We start from the raw sequence: 18,899 nt of genomic DNA on the forward strand, positions 1-18,899 counted from the left end.
GATGGACTCCTTTTCGCGTTCAGCCCATCCAATGCGACCCGGCCCGCGAAGTTCCGGTCATTCCGCAGGTTGCCGGGGACGATTCAGCCCGGCCCGCCGGGCGATCCACCCCGTCAGCCGGTCCTGCCCGCCATGGATCACCGAAAACAGCGAAGGCACGAACAGCAGCGACAGCACCGTGGACAGCAGCAGCCCCCCGATCACGGCAATGGCCATGGGCGCGCGGAACTCGCCCCCTTCGCCGGTGGCCAGGGCCGAAGGGATCATTCCCGCGCTCATGGCGATGGTGGTCATGACGATGGGGCGCGCGCGCTTGTGAACGGCGTCAAGGATGGCCTCGCGCTTGGTCGTCCCCGCCTCTATCGCCGACAGAGCGAATTCCACCAGCATGATCGAATTCTTGGTGACGATCCCCATCAGCATCAGGAACCCGATCACGACCGCCATGCTGATCGAATGGCCGGTGACGAACAGCGCAAGGATCGCCCCGCCGATCGCAAGCGGCAGCGACAGCAGAATGGAAACCGGCGTGATGAAGTTGTGAAACAGCAGCACCAGCACGACATAGACCAGCAGGATTCCCGCCCCCATGGCGATGCCGAAGGCACCGAAGACCTCGCCCATGATCTCGGCGTCGCCCGAAGGCTGGATGCGCGTTCCCGGCGGCATCTCGATCCCGGCCCGGATCGCCTCGACCTGGGCGCTGACAGGCCCCAGCAACTGGCCGTCGGCCAGATTGGCGTTCACCGTGGTCTGGAATTGGCGGTCATAGCGTCCGATCTCGGTCGCGCCCGCAGAAAAAGTCACGTCTGCAAGCGCCCCCAGGGGGATCTGGCCCGATGCCGAATTGACGCGCAGGCTCTGGATCTGCATCAGGTCTGCCCGGGCATCTGCATCGAGGCGCACGAGGATGGGAACCTGTTCGTCGCCGGCATTGAACTTGGCCAGGTTCGCCTCGACATCGCCGAGGGTGGCGATCCGCAGCGTGGTCGCCATGTCGCTGGCCGAAACCCCCAGTTGCGCAGCCAGATCGGCACGCGGCGTGATGCGGATTTCCGGCCGTTGCAGCCGTGCCGTGGTGGTCACGCTTTCCAGCGAGGGCAGTTTCGCCATCGCCGCGGCCAGACGCTCGGCCGCCAGCGTAGTGCTGTCCTCGGTTGGGCCCAGGACATTGATGGTCAGGTCGTTCTGGCCATTTTCGTTCTGGAAATCGATGCGCATGTCCGGGGTCGGCTCCAGCAGCCGCTTGACCTCGGCCTCCAGCTCGAACTGGGACCGCTCGCGGTCATCCTTGCTGCCATAGTTGATCATGACCCGCGCCTCGGTCACGTCCGATCCGTCGGAATAGAAAAAGACCGACCGGACCTCGGGCACCTCGTCGATACGGGCGGACAGACGGCGGGCGGCGTCTTCGGTGTCACTGATTGTGGCGCCCGGTGGCAGTTCCACCTTGATCTGGCTACGGCCGATGTCCGAGGCGGGGATGAATTCGGTGGGCAGCAGCGTGGCCGACCAGATGGATACCGCAAAGATCCCCACCCCCGTCAGCAGCGTCAGCCCCCGATGGCGCATGGTCCAGCCGACCACGGCCATCACCCGGCGCATGACGAAACCGTCCTTGCGATCGCCCGGATGGGACGCGCCCCGCATCAGATAGGCCGCCATCATCGGCGTGATGATCCGCGCCACCAGCAGCGAAAACAGCACCGACACCGCCACCGTCAGGCCGAACTGCTTGAAATACTGCCCGGGAATGCCGCCCATGAAACTGACCGGCGCAAAGACCGCGACGATGGACAGACTGATCGCGATCACCGTCAGGCCGATCTCGTTGGCGGCCTCCTCGCTGGCCTCATAGGCGGGCACACCCATGTTGATATGGCGGACGATATTCTCGATCTCGACGATGGCATCGTCCACCAAAATACCCGTAACCAGCGTAATCCCCAAAAGGCTGATGCCGTTCAGCGTAAAGCCCAGCCAGTGCATCACGAAGAACGTGGGGATGATCGACAGGGGCAACGCCACGGCGGCAACAAGCGTCGCGCGCCAGTTACGCAGGAACAAAAACACCACGATCACCGCCAGCGCCGCCCCTTCGTAAAGGGTGGTCATGGCGCTGTGATAGCTGGCCTGGGTATAGGTGGTCGCATCGTCGATCAGGGTGATGCGAGTGTCGGGATACTGGTCGGCGATCTGCGCCAGGCGTTCCTTGGCCCCGTCCCCCGCCGCCAGATCCGAGGCGCCGGTGGCCCGGTAGATGCCAAAGGCCACCACCGGCTGGCCGTCCAGCAGGGCAAAGCTGCGTTCGTCGGCGGCGCCGTCGCTGACCCGGCCAAGCTGGTCCAGCCGGACCGTGCGCCCGCCAGCGATGGTGATCGGGGTCGCCGTCAGAAGATCCACGGTATCCGCCGCGCCCAGGGCGCGGATCGAATATTCCCGCCCGGCCAGATCGCCCCGCCCGCCACCCAGGTCGATGTTCCGCGCCCGAAGCTGGTTCGACACGTCCGCCGCCGTCAGCCCATGAGCCAGCAGACGGTCGGGGTCAAGATCCACCCTGATCTCGCGCGCGGCACCGCCGATGCGGGTGGTCTTGCCGATGCCGTCCACCGTGGACAGGTCGCGCCCGATCACGTCGTCCACGAATTTCGACAGCGACTCGATGGACTGGCCCGGATCGCTGACAGCATAGGTCAGGATCGGCATTCCCATCACGTCCAGCCGCCGCACCAGGGGTTCGTTGATGCTTTCGGGCAGTTGCGCCCGGACGTTCGACACCGCGTCCTTGACGTCGTTCACCGCCCGGTCGCTGTCCGTTTCCAGTTCGAATTCCACCACAATGGCCGCCGAACTGTCCATCGCGGTCGAGGTGATGTGGCGCACGCCGGTGACGGATGCGATGCTGTCCTCGACCGGCTGGACGATCTGAGATACGATCTCGCTGGGCGCGGCGCCGGGCTGGGCGATGGTGACCTGGACGATGGGCAGGTCGATATTGGGCATCGCCGTGACCGGCAGGCGCATGAAGCTGTAAAGCCCGACCACCAGCAGGACCAGAAACACTGCGATGGGTGGAACCGGATGGCGGATCGACAGGGTGGAAAAGTTCATGGCGCGGCCTGGGCCACCGGGACCGGACGCACTTGATCGCCGGTGCGGAAAAAGGCGCCCGACCGGGCGATCACCTGTTCCCCTGCAATCACGCCGTCCACGATTTCGCGCTGGCCGTTCCACAACACGCCGGTGCGGACAGGGCGGCTTTCGACAGTGCCGTTCCGGACGACCTGAACCCGCTCGCCTGCGTCGTCGGCCAGCACCGCCCCCGCCGGAACGGTGACGGCGTGGCGCCGGTCGGTGATGACCCAGCCACTGGCGAACTGGCCGATCCTGATCCCCTCGGCCCGGTCCAGGGCGATCCGCATCACGCCCAGCCGGGTGACCGGATCGACCGATGGCGGAACCAGGCGGACCCGCCCGGCCACCGTGCCTGCGCCCGCCACCGTGATTTCAGCCGGATCGCCTACCTTCAGCGCCGGCAGGGCGGTTTCGATCACCTCGGCCGACACCTCGACGGCGCCATCAGCCAGCAGGGTGAACAGCGGATCGCCACCGCTACCGGCAAGCGCGCCCAGTTCCGCCCGGCGTTCGACAACGACCCCCGCAACCGGAGCCGCGATCTCGGCCCGGTCAAGGTTCATCTGGGCGATCCGCTGCGCGGCCTCGGCCTGTGCCAGGGCCGCGCGGGCCACCGCCAGCCCATCGGCGGCAGACGCGGCCTGTGCACGGGCATTGGCCTCGGTTGCGACGGCATCGTCCAGCGTCGATTGCGGCGCGGTGCCGCCCGTGCGCAGCCGCTGCACCCGTTCCAGCGTCGTGCGCGCCTGCGTCAGCAGCGCCTCGGCGCTGTCGATGGTGCTCTGGGCCTGACGAACGCTGGCTTCGGCACGCTGGTATTCCGCGCGGGCCTGCTCAAGCTGCACCGTCAGCGTGTCGGTGGCCAGTCGCGCCAGAACCTGGCCCTGGGCCACGCTGTCGCCGGCCTCGACCAGGATCTCCACGATCTCGTAGCCCGCGACCCGCGGAAAGACCTGCACCTCTTGCCGGGCGACGACCGAGCCCGAGACCGGAACGCGGGCCTGGACTTCGGACTGCGAGGCCGGCTCGACCGTGACGGACGGCAGGGATGGCCCGGATGGCGTGGCGGCAATGGCCGCTTCGTTGGCCAGGGCCGACAGCGGCAGGACCAGAACGGCAAAAAGAACGGAAAGGAAACGCATGTCTCAGCCCGATGTCCCGTGGCCCTGCCACCAATCTAGGGGCGCAAAGCCGTGCCAACAACGTGCCGTAATGCCGCTGCCTAGAAATTGACCGAAACCCCCGGCAGGTTCAGTTCTGCAACAAGGTCGCGCAGTTCCTGCCGGGCAGCGATGTTGGACATGGACAACTGTTCGGTGCCGATGTCTTTCAGGTCAAGCAGCGTCAGCCCGCGCGGAAACAGTTCGCGAAAGATCACCCGTTCCGAAAAGCCCGGCGCGACCCGGAATCCGATGCGCTTGGACAGCGTCTGCAAGGCACCGCCGACCTTGCGCTTGTTGTGCATCTGCTGGGTGCCCAGGCGGTTGCGCAGGACCAGCCAGTCGATCGGCCCGGCGCCCGCCTGGGCCCGCATCTGACGCGCGGCCCAGACCATTTCCGCATAGATCGAGGGCCCGAGGATCCTGCCTTCGGGCGACAGGCGGGCCAGCAGGTCAAAGTCGATAAAGCTGTCGTTCATCGGCGTGATCAGCGTGTCGGCCAGCGTATGGGCCATCTGGCTCAGCCTGGTATGGGATCCGGGACAGTCCAACAGGATGAAGTCACAGGATTTTTCCAGTTCGGTCAGCGCGGGTGTCAGCGGATCGGCGCCATCGCCCAGCGCGCCGATCAGCGGCATTGGCAGGCTCAGCCCTTCGCGCTGGACGAAATGGGCACGGTTTTCCAGATAGCGGCCAAAGCTGCGCTGGCGCACGTCCAGATCCAGCCCGCCGACGCGGTGGCCCATGCGCACCAGCGCGGTCGCCAGATGCATCGAGGTGGTGGATTTCCCCGAGCCGCCCTTTTCGTTGCCGACAACAATGATATGCGCCACATGCCGCCCCTTGCCGTCCCTTATCCGGGCGAAACCTATCCGCGCGTACAGGCGAAGAAAAGCGCCGCCCTGCAATCGGCACGGGCAGTGGTGCGCCAAGGACGCGCCTTGTCAGAAAGGTCAGGCCGCCCGGACCGGTTCGTCCGATTTCAGCAGCATCGCCAATGCGCCCAAGGTGGCCAGGATGCCCGGCAACAGCGCAGGGCCGGGCAGACCATGGCCCAGGGCGGCTTCGGTCAGGATGACCCACAAGGGCGTCAGATAGGTATAGGCCATGACCTTGGCGGCAGGCAGGCGCAACGCGGCATACTGGACCAGCATGGTGGTGACGGCGCTGGCAAAGACCGCCACATAGAAGATCGTCAACCAGACGATGGCCGGCAGCGCGCCCCAGGCGGTTGCGGTCAGCGCGCCCCATCCCCACAGCGCCGTCAGCAGGCCCCCCGCCACCAGCGTGCCGAGCGAGGAGATCAGCGGCCCCTCGCCCCGGTTCAGCCGGCGCACCAGGGGGGTATAAAGCGCATGCAGCGCGCAGCCGACGAAATAGATCGCCTCGCCCCGCCCGATGTCCAGCCGCAGCAGCGCGGCCGGATCGCCGCGAAAGATCACCCACAGCGCCCCTGCGCCACCCAGGGCCAGCGCCGCCGCCAGATGCCCTGTCATCCGCTGCCGCAGCAGCCACCAGCCAAAGCCCGCCGCCATGATCGGGGTCAGGGTAAAGACCGCGCTCGCCGCGACGGCGGGGGCGGTCTTCAGCCCCTCGAACATCAGCACGAAATAGCCGGCAAAGGCCCCGCCCAGCAGCAGGTACCGCCAGGGCGCCTGCACCAGCGCGCGCGGCCTGCCCCGGCCGGGAAACAGTAGCGCGATGCCCGCCAATACCCCCGCCGCGATGACAAAGCGCGCGACGGTGATCGCTGCCGGGTCGATCAGGTTCGCGGTCCTGACCCCCAGCGAGAACGACCCCGCTACCAGCGCCGAAAACAGCAGCATCGCGGCATGTCCGCGCAGGGCATCCCGGCGCGTCACGCGCGGCCGAGCATGTAGAATTCGTCGTTGGCCCGGAAATCCCCGGCATTGGCCATCCGGTTCGACATCCCGAAAAAGGCCGCGATGGCGCCGATGTCCCAGATGTCGTCGGCGTCGAACCCAGCATCGTACAGCGCCCGATGATCGGACTCGTCGATCCGATAGGCCGCAAGCGTCACCTTTTCGGCATAGGCCAGCATCGCGCGTTGCCGGTCGGACAGATCCGCCTTGCGCCAGTTGACCGCGATCTGGTCGGCGATCATCGGGTTCTTGGCCCGGATGCGCAGGATCGCCCCATGGGCCACCACGCAGTACTGGCAGTTGTTGAGAGCACTGACCGCGACCACGATCATCTCGCGTTCAGCCTTGGTCAGGCCGGTCTCCTTGTCCATCAGGGCCTGATGATAGGCAAAAAAAGCGCGGAATTCGTTGGGCCGATGCGCCAGGGCCAGAAAGACATTGGGTACGAAGCCCGATTTTTCGGCCACGGCGGCGATGGCGTCACGCATGTCGTCGGGAAGGCTGTCCAGGTCGGGGACAGGAAAGCGGCTGATGGGATGGGTCATAGGATTCCTTTTGCCCGATGGATCAGCGTCAGACTGGCCTGCGGCGTGCAGACTGTGAAGGGGTCAGGCGTCGCGCAGTGCCGCAACGGCAGCCTGTACCTTGGTCGAGCGGTGCAGATCGACATGCGTAACCAGCCACAGGCGCGAATCCCATTCGGGCAGGGACATCACCTCGACCAACCCCCTGGCCCGCGACAGCGGCAGGGGACCGATGGCAAGACCTGCCCGGATGACGGCCTCGCGCGCGGCGTCGTCATTGGCGGTCAGAACGATCTGCCGGGGGTCGATCCGGTCGCGCAGCCAGACCATCAAGGGCGCGTTGCGCGCCTGCGGACCCAACACGGCCAGCGGATGCCCGGCAAGGTCCGTCACGACGCCATGCGCGGCGACATAGTCGGGCGCGGCATACAGGGGATGGCGCATCCTGCCCATGGGGCGGACGATATAGTCCGGCTCGGTCGGCTGGCTGCCCGCGCGGATCGCCACATGCGCCTCGCCAGCGTCCAGGCGGAACAGGCGCACGTCGGTTTCGTAACGGACTCGCAGCCCCGGATGCCGCCGCATCAGGCGAACCAGGCGCGGCAGGACCACATCGCCCAGATCGGGCAGCGAGGTGACGACCAGCTCGCCCTCGATCCGGTCGCCGCTGCCGGCGATCTGCGCGGCAAGCTGGGCAAAGCGTTCGTCGGCGTCGCCCGCGACCTTCAGCAGGGCCTGCCCGGCGTCCGTCAGGGCATAGCCGCGGGGATGGCGCTGGAACAGCTTGGCGCCCAGCCGCGCCTCGAGCCCGTCGATGCGGCGGATCACCGTGGCATGATGAACCCCCAACGCCGCCGCAGCGCCGCTGACAGTTCCGGTGCGCGCCACGGCCAAGGCGGTGCGCAGATCGTCCCAACTGTCGATACTCATGTGCATCTCCGCACAGACCTTGCGCGTTTATCGCCATTCCGTTCGTTCAAGCCCAGCCCTAAATCATCCGCAACGCATCAAACCAAGACGGATCCGACATGAAAATTCTGCATATCGACAGCGCCATCACCGGCGAAGCCTCGGTGTCGCGCAAGCTGACTGCCGACATCGTGGCCAAGCTGACCGCAGCCAACCCCCAGGCGACCGTGACCCATCGCGACCTGAACGACGGCGTGCCAGCCATCGACAGCAACTGGTTCTCCGCCGTGCGCATGACGCCGGAAAACCCCACGCCCGACCAGCAGCGCCTGATCGACATGTCGGATGCCTATCTGTCCGAGGTTCAGGCGGCGGACGTTCTGGTGATCGGCCTGCCGGTCTATAATTTCAACCTGCCTGCGCAACTCAAGAACTGGCTGGACCAGATCGCGCGGGCCGGAAAATCCTTCCGTTATACCGAGGCCGGGCCCGAGGGCCTGCTGACGAACAAGCGCGCCATCATCGCCTATAGTGCCGCGGGCACCCCCATAGGGTCGGACTTCGATCACGCTTCGGGCTATCTGCGCTTCATGCTGGGATTCCTTGGCATCACCGATGTTGAATTCGTGGCTGCTGATCGCCTGGCGATGGACCGCGAGGCCGGGTTGGCCCGCGCGCAGGCAGCCCTGGACGATCTGGCGGCCTGACCTGCTGTTTTGACGGGCATTGCGGCCTGCGTTGACTCGCAGGCCGTTTTTGCGTATCAGCCTCTGGATTCCCGGAAGGATTGACCTTCCGGTCCCTTCCTTGCGTGGGGATCGCCCTCCGTCAGCGCGTTGCGCCCACGGGGGCTGCAGTGTTTTGGACCCAAGGAGGCCCGGCGATGTTCGAGAACCTTTCCGACCGTTTGGGCGGCGTCTTCGACCGGCTGACCAAGCAGGGCGCCCTGACCGAGGATGACGTGACCGCCGCCATGCGCGAGGTCCGCGTGGCCCTGTTGGAGGCTGACGTCTCGCTGCCGGTGGCACGCAACTTCGTCAAGGCGGTCACCTCCAAGGCCACTGGGTCTGCCGTCACCAAGTCGATCACCCCGGGCCAGCAGGTCGTCAAGATCGTTCATGATGAACTGATCAAGACCCTGCAGGGCGACGACGCGCCCGACGCCCTGCGCATCGACAACCCGCCCGCGCCGATCCTGATGGTCGGCCTGCAAGGGTCCGGCAAGACCACCACCACCGCGAAGCTGGCCCTGCGCCTGAAGGATCGCGAAAAGAAGCGCGTGCTGATGGCGTCACTGGACACCAACCGCCCCGCCGCGATGGAGCAGTTGGCGATCCTGGGCACCCAGATCGGCGTCGACACCCTGCCCATCGTGCCGGGCCAGACCGCCCCGCAGATCGCACAGCGCGCCAAGCAGCAGGCGTCGCTTGGCGGCTATGACGTGGTGATGCTGGACACCGCCGGCCGCCTGCACATCGACCAGCAGTTGATGGACGAGGTCCTGGCCGTCCGCGACATCGCCCAGCCGCGTGAAACCCTGCTGGTGGTCGATGGCCTGACCGGCCAGGACGCGGTGAACGTCGCCACCGAATTCGACGGCAAGGTCGGGATTTCCGGCGTCGTGCTGACCCGGATGGACGGCGACGGGCGCGGCGGCGCGGCGCTGTCGATGCGCGCCATCACCGGCAAGCCGATCCGGTTCGTGGGTCTTGGCGAAAAGATGGATGCGCTGGAAACCTTTGACGCGCAGCGCGTCGCGGGCCGCATCCTGGGCATGGGCGACATCGTGGCCCTGGTCGAAAAGGCCCAGCAGGTGCTGGAGGTCGAGCAGGCCGAACGCATGATGAAGCGGTTCCAGAAGGGGCTGTTCAATATGAACGACCTGAAAGGCCAACTGGAACAGATGCAGAAGATGGGCGGGATGCAGTCCATCATGGGCATGATGCCCGGCATGCAGAAAATGGCCAAGCAGGCCGAGGCCGCCGGCATGGACGACAAGGCCATCTCCCGCCAGATTGCGCTGATCAATTCGATGACCAAAAAGGAACGCGCCAATCCCGACATGCTGCAAGCCAGCCGCAAGAAACGGATCGCAGCCGGCGCAGGCATGGATGTGGCCGAACTGAACCGCCTGCTTAAGATGCAAAAGCAGATGGCCGACACGATGAAGAAGCTGGGCAAGATGGGCAAGGGCGGGATGCTGAAACAGGCCATGCGCGCCATGACCGGCAAGGGCGGCGGGTTGCCCGACATGGAAAACTTCGATCCGGCAAAGATGGCCGAGGCGCAGAAGATGCTGCAGGATCCGCGCGGCCTGGGGGGTCAGTTGGGCAAGGCCGGGCTGCCGGGCGGCCTGTCGGGCATGTTCAAGAAATAGGCCGATGGTCACCCTGTCCGATACCCCTGTCCTGACCACCGAACGCCTGGTCCTGCGCGCGCCGCAGGCAGGCGACTGGCCCGCCTGGCGCGATTTTGCGGCATCCGGACGGTCGCGGCACATCCTTGACGGACGCACGGATGCGGGCTTTGCCTGGCGGGTGTTCGGGCACGCGGTGGGCCACTGGGTGCTGCGGGGATACGGCATGTTCGTCCTGACCCTGCGGGACGGCAACAGGCCCATCGGCATGGCCGGACCCTGGTTCCCCGAAGGCTGGCCGGAACACGAACTCGGCTGGACGATCTGGACATCCGAGGCCGAAGGCCGGGGCTATGCGTCCGAGGCGGCACGGGCCACGCTGGATTTTGCCCGCGCAGCTTTGGGCTGGGTCGAGGTCGTCAGCTATATCGACCCCGACAACCTGCGGTCCATCGCCTTGGCGGAACGCCTCGGCGCCCGGCGTGACGCGGGCGCCGCCGTCCCCTGTCCCGACGAGCCCTGCCTTGTCTATCGCCATCCCAGAGAGGCCCGCTGATGGACACCGCGACCCGCGCCGCAGACCTGCTGAGGGAACATCGCGCCAGCATCGACCGGCTGGACGCGATCCTGGTCTATACGCTGGCCGAACGATTCAAGCACACCCAATCCGTCGGTCGTCTCAAGGCGGAACACGACCTTCCGCCGTCCGATCCCGCCCGCGAAGCGCAGCAGATCGAGCGGCTGGAACGCCTCGCGCGCGAGGCCGATCTCGACCCGGAATTCGCGCGCAAATTCCTGACCTTCGTGATCGCCGAAGTGATCCGGCACCACGAAACCTTCCAATCCTAGGGGGCCTTGCCCCGCATTCGCCATTCATAAGGAGAAAACCAATGGCAACGAAAATCCGTCTGGCCCGTGGCGGCAGCAAGAAGCGCCCGCATTACGCCATCGTTGTGTCCGATTCGCGTATGCCGCGCGACGGTCGCTTTCTGGAAAAGCTGGGCACCTACAACCCGCTGCTGGCCAAGGACAGCGAGGATCGCATCAAGCTGGACCTGGACCGCGCCAAGCACTGGCTGGACCAGGGCGCCCAGCCGACCGACCGCGTGTCCCGCTTCCTGGAAGCTGCCGGCGTTCGCGAAAAGGCCGCCCGCGCCAACATGAAGAAGGCCGAGCCGGGCAAGAAGGCCAAGCAGCGCGCGACCGAGAAGGCCGCGAAAGCCGCTGCCCCCGCCGAGGCCGAGTAATCCGACCGGGCGGGGGCTGCCCCGCCTTTTTCACACCGGGGTTGGCATGACAGTGGACCGCATCTGCGTGGGCGCGATCGCCGGGGCCTTCGGGGTCCGGGGCGAGGTGCGGCTGAAAAGCTTCTGCTCTGATCCTGCCGACATCGCCACCTATGGCCCCCTGACGACCGAGGACGGCAAGCGCAGCTTCACGGTGACGCTGACACGCCCCGTCACCGGCGGTCTTGGCGCGCGCCTGTCGGGCGTGATCACCCGCGAGGATGCGGAAGGCTTGCGCGGCGTCACCCTGTGGGCGCCGCGCGACGCCCTGCCGTTGCTGCCGGACGAAGAGTTCTATCATGCCGACCTGATCGGGTTGGAGGTCGTCGATCCCGGCGGCGCGGTCCTGGGCCGGGTTCGCGCGATCTTCGATCATGGCGCGGGCGACATCCTGGAGGTCGTGGGCGGCAAGGACGTCCTGCTGCTGCCCTTTACCCGCGCCGTCGTGCCGACCGTGGATCTGGCCGCGCGCCGGATCGTCGCCGATCCCCCGGCCTCTGATGAGTGACCCGCCCAAATCCCCCCCCTCGAAGTCTCACGGCCGCCTGTCCATCAGCGCCAGCCTGCGCCCGCGCGAGCTGATGGCCGAGCCGCAGGTGCAGGGCGCATGGACCGCCAGCATCGTCACCCTGTTCCCCGAGGCCTTTCCCGGCATCCTGGGCCTGTCGCTGACCGGCAAGGCGCTGGCGCAGGGCCTGTGGAACCTGCGCACCGTCCCGCTGCGCGACTTCGGCACGGGCAAGCACCGCAATGTCGATGACACCCCGGCAGGCGGCGGCGCGGGCATGGTGATCCGCGCAGACGTAATGGATGCGGCCCTGCGCGAGGCGCGGCAGGGTCCGGCCCGCCCGGTGATCTACATGTCCCCGCGCGGTGCGCCGCTGACCCAGGCCCGCGCGCGCGATCTGGCGCAGGGCAACGGCGTCACCCTGATCTGCGGCCGGTTCGAGGGGGTGGACCAGCGGGTCCTGGATGCGCATGCCGTCGAGGAGATCAGCATCGGCGACTATGTCCTGACCGGAGGAGAGATCGCAGCCCAGGTCTTGATCGACGCGACGGTTCGCCTTATACCGCGCGTGCTGGGGAATCACGACTCTCTGGCCGAGGAATCCTTTTCCATCGGCAACAGGGGGCTTCTGGAAGCCCCCCAGTTCACGAAGCCCGCCCAATGGGAAGGCCGCGAGATACCGGAGGTTCTGCTGTCCGGCAATCACGCGGCCATTCGTCATTGGCGCGTCAGTGAGGCCGAGAGGCTGACCAAGCAACGCCGCCCCGACCTGTGGCGGGCATACCAGGACGGTATGGACCCGGCAAAGGACCGACAGCTCTCGGGCGCATCAGACCAATCGCGGGACCGCCGCGAGCATGACAAGGAACCCAGGCGATGAACCTGATCGCAGAACTCGAAGCCGAGCAGATTGCCTCGCTCGGCAAGAATATCCCGGATTTCAAGGCCGGCGATACCGTGCGCGTCGGCTACAAAGTGACCGAAGGCACCCGCACCCGCGTCCAGATGTACGAAGGCGTCTGCATCGCGCGCAAGGGCGGCAGCACCATCAGCGCCAGCTTTACCGTGCGCAAGATCAGCTTTGGCGAAGGTGTGGAACGCGTATTCCCGCTGTATTCGACCAATATCGATTCGATCGAGGTGGTCCGCCGCGGCAAGGTCCGCCGCGCCAAGCTGTATTACCTGCGCGACCGTCGCGGCAAATCGGCCCGGATCGTCGAAAAGACCAATTATCGCCCGCTGTCCGACGCGAAAGCCTGAGGGTTCATCCGATGAAAAAAGACATCCACCCCGATTACCACACCATCGAGATCAAGATGACCGATGGCACCACCTACCAGACCCGCTCGACCTGGGGATCCGAAGGCGCCACCATGACGCTGGACATCGACCCCACGGTGCATCCGGCCTGGACCGGCGGTTCGGCCAAACTGATGGACACCGGCGGCCGCGTGTCCAAGTTCAAATCGAAATACGCGGGCCTGGGCTTCTGAAACCCGCCCCCAAAGAAACGAACGCCGCCCTGTTCCGGGCGGCGTTTTGATGTCAGGCCCGGACCTCTCGGGTGTCGATCATGCGGCATTTCCAGTCCCGCACGATCTGGCCGGGATGGGTTTGGCTCCATCTGGCGATTGCGGCCTGGCCGTGGATCATGCAGGTCATCAGCCCGGTTTCGGGGGCGTAAAGCAGGCTTTGGGTTCGGCACTGGTCGGGTGCGGCGGCAAGGCAGGAAACGAATACCAGTTCGATCATGACATTATCCTCTGTGCAGCGGGCAATCAGAGGATAAGGCACCGGCGTGAAACAGGCGTGATTATCCGATAAAGGTCTGAATTGACTTTATCGCGGCCTGCAGAATGCAAGCGAATCAGGCGCAGTGCCTTTGTCCAGGGCGTTCCAGGATCGGGCCGTTCCGGCTGTCAGGCCGCACGCTCGTCCTTGTCCGCATAGCGGCATTTCCAATGCACGACCTGATCCTTGGGATGCGTCTCCACCCAGCGGACCAGCTCGGCCTGGCTGGACAACATGCAGTCCTGCAAGCCCGACCGGGCCTCGAAAAGCAGGCTGCGTTCGGTGCATTGGCCGGGATCGGCAATCAGGCAGGTGACAAAGAGCAGTTCGATCATGGGCGCTCCTTTTGCTGGTGCTGCATACACGCAACAACAGCCGGAAAGTTGCGTGACCCCGCCGCCATGCGTCATCCTGCCGCCCGGCTGATGATCCCGGCAGCGCCCGCCGGCGGCCCAAAGGGTTCGCTTTCCATCGGGGACACGCTATGGCGGGGCATGACCAGTTCCATCCCCGCCCAGACCCTTTCCCCCGACCAGGCCGAGGCTTGGGACGCGCTCGCCGAAACCCTGGGCGCCGCCGGCATCGACCTGATCGCCCGGGAACTGCGTCCCCCGCAGCCCGGCAAGGGCGGCGTCATGGCGGTGATCGGAAAGGCCGGATCGGGCAAGACCCTGCTTTTGTCGCAGATCACGGCGGCCTTGCGCGCAGCCGGTGTCGAGATCGTCAGCGGGGATTACGAAGGCCGGCGGCGCAAGGACCGGCGCAGCCTCGCGGTTCTGGCCCCCACGAACAAGGCGGCCTTCGTGCTGCGGATGCGCGGCGTTCCGGCAACGACCATCCACCGTATCCTGTACACCCCCGTCTATGACCCGGAATACGAAAGGCTGGCCGAATGGCTGACGGGCAGCGGCGACCGTCCGGCGGTCGAGGGAATGACCGATGCCGCCCTGGACCGGGCCAAGGCGTTCCATGACCAGCACGCCTCGATCCCCGGTGCCTTGGCCGCAGCGGGACTGCGCGGCTCGGATTTCATACGGGGCTGGAAACGGCGCGAGGATGCCCTGGACATAGGCCTGATCGACGAGGCCTCGATGCTGGACGAAAAGCAGTTCGACGACCTGCGCGAGATTTTTCCGATCCTGATCCTGTTTGGCGATCCCGCCCAGCTTGCCCCCGTCGGGCAATCGGGAGAGATGGTCTTTGACCGGCTGACGCCTGCGCAGCGGCTGATGCTGAACCGTGTGCATCGGCAGGCCGAGGACAGTCCCATCCTGGACCTGGCCCACGCGCTTGGCGACGACAGCCTGTCCTTTGACGGGTTTGAAAGCCTCATTCGCGCGGCGGCCCGGCGCGATGACCGGGTGGTCTGGGCGGAACGGGTCGAAAGCGACCTGATGGCGCGCAGTCCGGTCCTGGTCTGGCGCAACGCCACCCGCATCCGTCTGATTCAGGCCTTTCGCAGCGCCCATGGCGCGCCGGGCGATGCCCTGCTGCCGGGCGAGCCCTTGATCTGCGACGGGATCGAACTGCCCCTGAAACACCGCAAGAAGCGGATCGACCTGGAGGCACGGGGTCTGATCAAGGGGGCGCAGGTGGTCTATCTTGGCCCCGGACGCAAGCCCGGCTTTTCCCGCCTGCATGTCATCGGGGCCGAGGAGCCGCGCCTGTCGGCCGCCAGCATCGTCAAGATCGAGCTGCCGGACGAGGAAGAGCCCTTCATTCCCTATGCCGCCCGCATGGGCGCGACCTTTTTGCATGGCGCGGCGGTGACGATCCACAAGGCGCAGGGCAGCCAATGGCCCGATGTCCAGGTGTTCGGTCCCGACATCGCGGCTGCCGCATGGTCCAACCGGTCCGAGGCGGGACTGCCGTTATGGAAGCGGCTGGCCTATGTCGCGATCACCCGCGCGCAGGAACGCCTGCTCTGGATCACCAGGGCGCGGCTGGCAAGGCCATCGGCGCCGCTGGGAACGGATGATCTGGACGTTCCGGCAGCGGACCTTGCGCTGGCTGACGAATCCGAGTGATGGCGTCCCGCGATGGCCGGGGGCGCTTCGCCCCCCGGCCCCCCGAGGATATTTCGGTCAAGGCAAAGATCAGCGCGATGCGCGGCGGTGATCCAGCCGTTCGATCGACAGGCGCAGCGCCTCGACCAGGGCTTCCTTGGGGATGCCCGTTTCCTGCGACAGGCGCATGATGCCGAAATGCACGCGGGCCAGTTCCTGATAATAGCGTGCAAAGGTATAGTTGATCGAGGCGCCGACCACCGCACCAAAGATCGGCGCAGCCTGTGCGGCCAGCTTTTGTCCCATCGATACCGACAGGCGTGGTGCCACCTTGCTGATAAGACTTTGCACCGTCTGCCCCGTCACCGACAGCCGCGCGGCCAGAAGTCCCAGGTCGGTCGTGTCATCCTCGGCAATCGGGCCGCCCGCCGCAAAGATGCGCAGGCATTCCATCCGCACGTCCTCGCTGTCGGGATCAAGCCCGTGTTCCACCGCGATGTCCAGCATGGACCGCAACAGCAGCGTGATGGTCACGGGCAGTTCGACCATGGCGCCTGCAAAGCCGCCGATACCCCCCACCGCGCCGCTGACGGTCGAGGTCAGGCGGTTGAACCAGTCCCCCCGGTCGCGCACGATCCGGCGCGACCGTGTTGCCACCCTGAACGCCCGGTCCAGCGCCGCGCGCGTCAATCCGTCCATCCGGCTGCGCACAAAGGCGGGCAGCCGCTCGATCAGACCTTCGGCGCTGTTGCCGACAACGGCCATAAGCTCCATGCCCAGCCCGCCCGCATCCAGATAACGCCGGGCAAGGCGGTCGATCTGGGCGTGTACCGAAGGGTCACTGATCGGCGGAAGCACCAGTTGCGATGGGGTGGGCATCGGTATCCTCGTGTGGGTGATCGACCGTGATGCAGGCCGATGCGCTGCGGGTGCCGGGGGGTATCCTGCCCTGTCCGGCCTGATCGTTCGACGGGCTTTCTCGGCTGACAAGCCCTGTCACGTCAACCCAGGCGCCGGGGCTAAGTTCCAAGCCAAGAACGCGGTCGGGGTTGGTGGGCGGCGGCATGACCACATGGTCCAGACGCGAGAACCCGAAGCGGCTGTAATAGGGCGCATCCCCTACCAGCAGCACCCTTTCCCACCCCAGGGCGCGTGCGCGCCCAAGACTGTCGCGCATCAAGAGCCCGCCCAGCCCCTCGCCCTGCGCCGTCGGATGAACGGCGATCGGTCCCAGCAGCAACACCGGCCGCCCCCCGACGCGCACCGGCCAGAACCGGATCGCGGCCAGCAGGATGCCGGTCGGATCGCGCAGCACCAGGCACAGGTCGGAAACCCTGGGCACGCCGTCCCGCAGGCGATAGGACGACAGCGCCGTCCGTCCCGGCGCGAAGCAAAGATCGTAAAGGCTCTCGACCTCGGCTTCGTCGGCGGGCGTTTCGGGGCAGATTTCGTACATCGCGCCTCCTGTCGGTCCTCGCGGCCCCTTAGCACGGGCCTGTCTGCGATGAAACCGGCGGCGGCCATTGCGGGTTCACGCGGCTGATGGCAGGTTGGCCGGACAGGCAAAGGAGGCCCGCGATGTTCTACCGCCCCGAGGCTGGCCACGGGCTGCCCCACAACCCCTTCAACGCGATCATCGCGCCGCGCCCGATCGGCTGGATTTCCACCCGAGGAAAGGCGGGCGACAATCTTGCGCCCTATTCCTTCTTCAACGCCGTGGCCTATGTGCCGCCGCAGGTCATGTTCGCCTCGACCGGGGCCAAACCCGACCGGCGCGGCACCAAGGACAGCGTGGCGCAGATCGTCGAGACGGGCGTGTTCTGCGTCAACATCGCCACGGGCGACCTGCGGGACGCGGTGAACGCAAGCTCGGCCCTCCTGCCCGCGGGTGTCAGCGAGTTCGAGGCGGCGGGGATCACGGCCGCAGAATGCGACACCATCGCCTGCCCGCGCGTGGCCGGGGCCGCCGCCGCCCTGGAATGCCGGATGACCCGCGTGGTCCCCCTGGCGGGCGACGCGAACTATGCCGTTTTTGGCGTGGTGACCGGCGTGCATGTCCGCGACGACTGTCTGGTCGATGGCCGCTTCGATCCCCGCGCGGCGGGCGGCTGGATCGCGCGGCTGGGTTACAAGGACTATACGACCGTCACCGAGCTGTTCCAGATGGACCGTCCGGCATGAGCCTGAACGTCAGGGACTATATCCGCACCATCGCCGATTTTCCCCATGACGGGATCCTGTTCCGCGACGTGACGACGCTGTTTGCCGATGCACGGGGCTTTCGCATCGCGGTCGATCAGCTTCTGGCCCCCTATGCGGGCGCGCGGATCGACAAGGTGGTGGGGCTCGAGGCGCGCGGATTCATCCTGGGCGGCGCGGTGGCGCATCAGTTGTGCACCGGCTTCGTGCCGATCCGCAAAAAGGGCAAGCTGCCCGGCGCGGTGATTTCCGAAGCCTATCACCTGGAATATGGCGAGGCCGTGGTCGAGGTCCATGACGACGCCATGAGGCCGGGCGAGCGGGTGCTGATCGTCGATGATCTGTTAGCGACAGGCGGGACAGCGGCGGCGGGGATTGCGTTGTGCGAGCGGCTGGGGGCGAAGGTGGTGGGGTGTGCCTTTGTCATCGACCTGCCGGATCTGGGGGGACGGAAGGTGCTGGAAGGCTTGGGGCATGAGGTTCATGCGTTGTGCGCGTTCGAGGGGGAATGAGGACAATAATATATTCAGTCGTTAATCCCATCCGAATGATTTACTAGGATTATTCTGCGCAGAGTATTTTAAATCTGCGCATAAACCTTTTAATTTTCGGAAAGATCAACGCCTGGGTAAATTTCGGAGATCATCGCAAAAGCGGCAGAATCAACATGCTGCTCTGCCACCTTGACCCGCCGGCGAAGACTATCCATCCCGTCTATCAACTGTAACATTGCGGCTCGGGAAAACATCTTGTCGTTTTCTTCTCGGAAAAAGTGATGTGCAAAATAGTCTCTCTTTTTCTTCAAGTCGTCCAGTTCGCCCTGATACGCCGAAAGAAAGACGCAATTAGACAGTAGTTTCAATAAGGTGCCAAAAGTTGACGCGTGCGCATGCCTTTCTAGGAAATCGTAGCTAACTTCCCATGCTGCTTGATCGGATATCCTTCCACCCGATTGCAGGGTGCGGAGTTGCCAGAATATGTAACAGTTTTGCAGACCTGTCTCTAGCAAGGCATATCCAGAAAAGAGGAGGCCAAAGTGGGCTAGTACTTCCTTTTCTAGCATAGCCTCCGGTGCCCGAAGTTCTGGAAAATCCTCAAACAGCAATGAAAAAGATGAGCTACCCTCCATCGTCCCGCTCCTT

The 18,899-nt window shown here is 65.6% G+C and carries 22 protein-coding genes and 1 pseudogene; 12 read left to right on the forward strand and 11 right to left on the reverse strand.

Features of this window, described 5'->3' with window-relative positions; all coding sequences use genetic code 11:
• Positions 1–57: 57 nt before the first annotated feature.
• The 6 genes from EYE42_RS13280 to EYE42_RS13305 all read right to left on the reverse strand — a co-directional run bounded on the left by EYE42_RS13280 (position 58) and on the right by EYE42_RS13305 (position 7,632).
• On the reverse strand, positions 58–3,111 hold the full coding sequence (locus EYE42_RS13280; protein WP_130991806.1) for an efflux RND transporter permease subunit: 3,054 nt from the start codon (positions 3,109–3,111) through the stop codon (positions 58–60).
• Positions 3,108–4,277 (reverse strand): efflux RND transporter periplasmic adaptor subunit, encoded by a 1,170-nt coding sequence (locus EYE42_RS13285; protein ID WP_130991807.1) that lies wholly within the window; start codon positions 4,275–4,277, stop codon positions 3,108–3,110. Before EYE42_RS13285 ends, EYE42_RS13280 begins: the two co-directional genes overlap by 4 nt.
• 80 nt (positions 4,278–4,357) lie before the next feature.
• On the reverse strand, positions 4,358–5,128 hold the full coding sequence (locus tag EYE42_RS13290; RefSeq protein WP_130991808.1) for a division plane positioning ATPase MipZ: 771 nt from the start codon (positions 5,126–5,128) through the stop codon (positions 4,358–4,360).
• Positions 5,129–5,248: 120 nt separating this feature from the next.
• Positions 5,249–6,121, reverse strand: a complete 873-nt coding sequence (locus EYE42_RS13295) for a DMT family transporter (protein WP_130991885.1) — start codon at positions 6,119–6,121, stop codon at positions 5,249–5,251.
• Positions 6,122–6,153: 32 nt separating this feature from the next.
• Positions 6,154–6,723 carry a peroxidase-related enzyme gene (locus EYE42_RS13300; RefSeq protein ID WP_130991809.1) on the reverse strand — a complete coding sequence of 190 codons (570 nt, stop codon included), beginning with the start codon at positions 6,721–6,723 and terminating at the stop codon, positions 6,154–6,156.
• 63 nt (positions 6,724–6,786) lie between these two features.
• Entirely contained in the window at positions 6,787–7,632 is an 846-nt protein-coding gene (locus EYE42_RS13305; protein WP_130991810.1) for a LysR family transcriptional regulator, read from the reverse strand.
• Positions 7,633–7,730: 98 nt separating this feature from the next.
• Here EYE42_RS13305 and EYE42_RS13310 point away from each other — a divergent pair, with 98 nt between their 5' ends.
• From EYE42_RS13310 to rpmE, 9 genes are all read left to right on the forward strand, one after another.
• The gene (locus tag EYE42_RS13310) at positions 7,731–8,318 is read left to right on the forward strand and encodes an FMN-dependent NADH-azoreductase (protein WP_130991811.1); all 588 of its coding nucleotides are present in this window, start codon (positions 7,731–7,733) and stop codon (positions 8,316–8,318) included.
• 176 nt (positions 8,319–8,494) lie between these two features.
• Positions 8,495–9,988, forward strand: a complete 1,494-nt coding sequence (ffh, locus tag EYE42_RS13315; RefSeq protein ID WP_130991812.1) for a signal recognition particle protein — start codon at positions 8,495–8,497, stop codon at positions 9,986–9,988.
• 4 nt (positions 9,989–9,992) lie between these two features.
• Complete coding sequence (locus EYE42_RS13320; protein ID WP_130991813.1) at positions 9,993–10,523, forward strand: GNAT family N-acetyltransferase; 531 nt, start codon at positions 9,993–9,995, stop codon at positions 10,521–10,523.
• Positions 10,520–10,816 (forward strand): chorismate mutase, encoded by a 297-nt coding sequence (locus tag EYE42_RS13325; protein WP_130991814.1) that lies wholly within the window; start codon positions 10,520–10,522, stop codon positions 10,814–10,816. Before EYE42_RS13320 ends, EYE42_RS13325 begins: the two co-directional genes overlap by 4 nt.
• Before the next feature lie 41 nt (positions 10,817–10,857).
• Positions 10,858–11,214, forward strand: coding sequence for a 30S ribosomal protein S16 (gene rpsP / locus EYE42_RS13330; protein ID WP_130991815.1), 357 nt, complete (start codon positions 10,858–10,860; stop codon positions 11,212–11,214).
• Positions 11,215–11,260: 46 nt separating this feature from the next.
• The gene (gene rimM, locus EYE42_RS13335; protein WP_130991816.1) at positions 11,261–11,761 is read left to right on the forward strand and encodes a ribosome maturation factor RimM; all 501 of its coding nucleotides are present in this window, start codon (positions 11,261–11,263) and stop codon (positions 11,759–11,761) included.
• Entirely contained in the window at positions 11,754–12,641 is an 888-nt protein-coding gene (trmD, locus tag EYE42_RS13340; protein ID WP_130991817.1) for a tRNA (guanosine(37)-N1)-methyltransferase TrmD, read from the forward strand. The genes rimM and trmD overlap by 8 nt, the downstream gene beginning before the upstream one ends.
• Positions 12,638–13,021 (forward strand): 50S ribosomal protein L19, encoded by a 384-nt coding sequence (gene rplS / locus EYE42_RS13345; RefSeq protein WP_130991818.1) that lies wholly within the window; start codon positions 12,638–12,640, stop codon positions 13,019–13,021. Before trmD ends, rplS begins: the two co-directional genes overlap by 4 nt.
• A gap of 11 nt (positions 13,022–13,032) precedes the next feature.
• The gene (rpmE, locus tag EYE42_RS13350) at positions 13,033–13,254 is read left to right on the forward strand and encodes a 50S ribosomal protein L31 (RefSeq protein ID WP_130991819.1); all 222 of its coding nucleotides are present in this window, start codon (positions 13,033–13,035) and stop codon (positions 13,252–13,254) included.
• A gap of 52 nt (positions 13,255–13,306) precedes the next feature.
• Here rpmE and EYE42_RS13355 read toward each other — a convergent pair whose 3' ends face one another.
• Together EYE42_RS13355 and EYE42_RS13360 are read right to left on the reverse strand one after the other, a co-directional pair.
• Complete coding sequence (locus tag EYE42_RS13355; RefSeq protein ID WP_130991820.1) at positions 13,307–13,513, reverse strand: hypothetical protein; 207 nt, start codon at positions 13,511–13,513, stop codon at positions 13,307–13,309.
• Positions 13,514–13,680: 167 nt separating this feature from the next.
• Positions 13,681–13,887 (reverse strand): hypothetical protein, encoded by a 207-nt coding sequence (locus EYE42_RS13360; RefSeq protein ID WP_130991821.1) that lies wholly within the window; start codon positions 13,885–13,887, stop codon positions 13,681–13,683.
• Positions 13,888–14,046: 159 nt separating this feature from the next.
• Between EYE42_RS13360 and EYE42_RS13365 the strand changes: the two genes are divergently transcribed.
• Complete coding sequence (locus tag EYE42_RS13365; RefSeq protein WP_130991822.1) at positions 14,047–15,579, forward strand: ATP-dependent DNA helicase; 1,533 nt, start codon at positions 14,047–14,049, stop codon at positions 15,577–15,579.
• Positions 15,580–15,648: 69 nt separating this feature from the next.
• Here the strand turns inward: EYE42_RS13365 and EYE42_RS13370 are convergent, their stop codons facing one another.
• Both EYE42_RS13370 and EYE42_RS13375 read right to left on the reverse strand, forming a co-directional pair.
• On the reverse strand, positions 15,649–16,437 hold the full coding sequence (locus EYE42_RS13370) for an EcsC family protein (RefSeq protein WP_130991823.1): 789 nt from the start codon (positions 16,435–16,437) through the stop codon (positions 15,649–15,651).
• A 100-nt stretch (positions 16,438–16,537) separates the two neighbouring features.
• Positions 16,538–17,014, reverse strand: a pseudogene (locus EYE42_RS13375) (GNAT family N-acetyltransferase); the annotation flags it as partial.
• A 122-nt stretch (positions 17,015–17,136) separates the two neighbouring features.
• Here EYE42_RS13375 and EYE42_RS13380 point away from each other — a divergent pair.
• Entirely contained in the window at positions 17,137–17,739 is a 603-nt protein-coding gene (locus EYE42_RS13380; protein WP_130991825.1) for a flavin reductase family protein, read from the forward strand.
• Positions 17,736–18,269, forward strand: coding sequence for an adenine phosphoribosyltransferase (locus EYE42_RS13385; RefSeq protein WP_130991826.1), 534 nt, complete (start codon positions 17,736–17,738; stop codon positions 18,267–18,269). The genes EYE42_RS13380 and EYE42_RS13385 overlap by 4 nt, the downstream gene beginning before the upstream one ends.
• Before the next feature lie 89 nt (positions 18,270–18,358).
• Here EYE42_RS13385 and EYE42_RS13390 read toward each other — a convergent pair whose 3' ends face one another.
• Positions 18,359–18,886, reverse strand: coding sequence for a hypothetical protein (locus EYE42_RS13390; RefSeq protein WP_130991827.1), 528 nt, complete (start codon positions 18,884–18,886; stop codon positions 18,359–18,361).
• Positions 18,887–18,899: the final 13 nt, after the last annotated feature.

This window comes from Paracoccus subflavus (assembly GCF_004310345.1).
Taxonomy (GTDB): domain Bacteria; phylum Pseudomonadota; class Alphaproteobacteria; order Rhodobacterales; family Rhodobacteraceae; genus Paracoccus; species Paracoccus subflavus.

Bases quoted from the DNA above. Each gene is read 5' to 3' on its own strand.
- EYE42_RS13280 (WP_130991806.1), bottom strand. From the start codon at position 3,111: ATGAACTTTTCCACCCTGTCGATCCGCCATCCGGTTCCACCCATCGCA.
- EYE42_RS13285 (WP_130991807.1), bottom strand. From the start codon at position 4,277: ATGCGTTTCCTTTCCGTTCTTTTTGCCGTTCTGGTCCTGCCGCTGTCG.
- EYE42_RS13295 (WP_130991885.1), bottom strand. From the start codon at position 6,121: ATGCTGCTGTTTTCGGCGCTGGTAGCGGGGTCGTTCTCGCTGGGGGTC.
- EYE42_RS13300 (WP_130991809.1), bottom strand. From the start codon at position 6,723: ATGACCCATCCCATCAGCCGCTTTCCTGTCCCCGACCTGGACAGCCTT.
- EYE42_RS13305 (WP_130991810.1), bottom strand. From the start codon at position 7,632: ATGAGTATCGACAGTTGGGACGATCTGCGCACCGCCTTGGCCGTGGCG.
- EYE42_RS13310 (WP_130991811.1), top strand. From the start codon at position 7,731: ATGAAAATTCTGCATATCGACAGCGCCATCACCGGCGAAGCCTCGGTG.
- ffh (WP_130991812.1), top strand. From the start codon at position 8,495: ATGTTCGAGAACCTTTCCGACCGTTTGGGCGGCGTCTTCGACCGGCTG.
- EYE42_RS13320 (WP_130991813.1), top strand. From the start codon at position 9,993: ATGGTCACCCTGTCCGATACCCCTGTCCTGACCACCGAACGCCTGGTC.
- rpsP (WP_130991815.1), top strand. From the start codon at position 10,858: ATGGCAACGAAAATCCGTCTGGCCCGTGGCGGCAGCAAGAAGCGCCCG.
- rimM (WP_130991816.1), top strand. From the start codon at position 11,261: ATGACAGTGGACCGCATCTGCGTGGGCGCGATCGCCGGGGCCTTCGGG.
- trmD (WP_130991817.1), top strand. From the start codon at position 11,754: ATGAGTGACCCGCCCAAATCCCCCCCCTCGAAGTCTCACGGCCGCCTG.
- rplS (WP_130991818.1), top strand. From the start codon at position 12,638: ATGAACCTGATCGCAGAACTCGAAGCCGAGCAGATTGCCTCGCTCGGC.
- rpmE (WP_130991819.1), top strand. From the start codon at position 13,033: ATGAAAAAAGACATCCACCCCGATTACCACACCATCGAGATCAAGATG.
- EYE42_RS13355 (WP_130991820.1), bottom strand. From the start codon at position 13,513: ATGATCGAACTGGTATTCGTTTCCTGCCTTGCCGCCGCACCCGACCAG.
- EYE42_RS13360 (WP_130991821.1), bottom strand. From the start codon at position 13,887: ATGATCGAACTGCTCTTTGTCACCTGCCTGATTGCCGATCCCGGCCAA.
- EYE42_RS13365 (WP_130991822.1), top strand. From the start codon at position 14,047: ATGACCAGTTCCATCCCCGCCCAGACCCTTTCCCCCGACCAGGCCGAG.
- EYE42_RS13370 (WP_130991823.1), bottom strand. From the start codon at position 16,437: ATGCCCACCCCATCGCAACTGGTGCTTCCGCCGATCAGTGACCCTTCG.
- EYE42_RS13380 (WP_130991825.1), top strand. From the start codon at position 17,137: ATGTTCTACCGCCCCGAGGCTGGCCACGGGCTGCCCCACAACCCCTTC.
- EYE42_RS13385 (WP_130991826.1), top strand. From the start codon at position 17,736: ATGAGCCTGAACGTCAGGGACTATATCCGCACCATCGCCGATTTTCCC.
- EYE42_RS13390 (WP_130991827.1), bottom strand. From the start codon at position 18,886: ATGGAGGGTAGCTCATCTTTTTCATTGCTGTTTGAGGATTTTCCAGAA.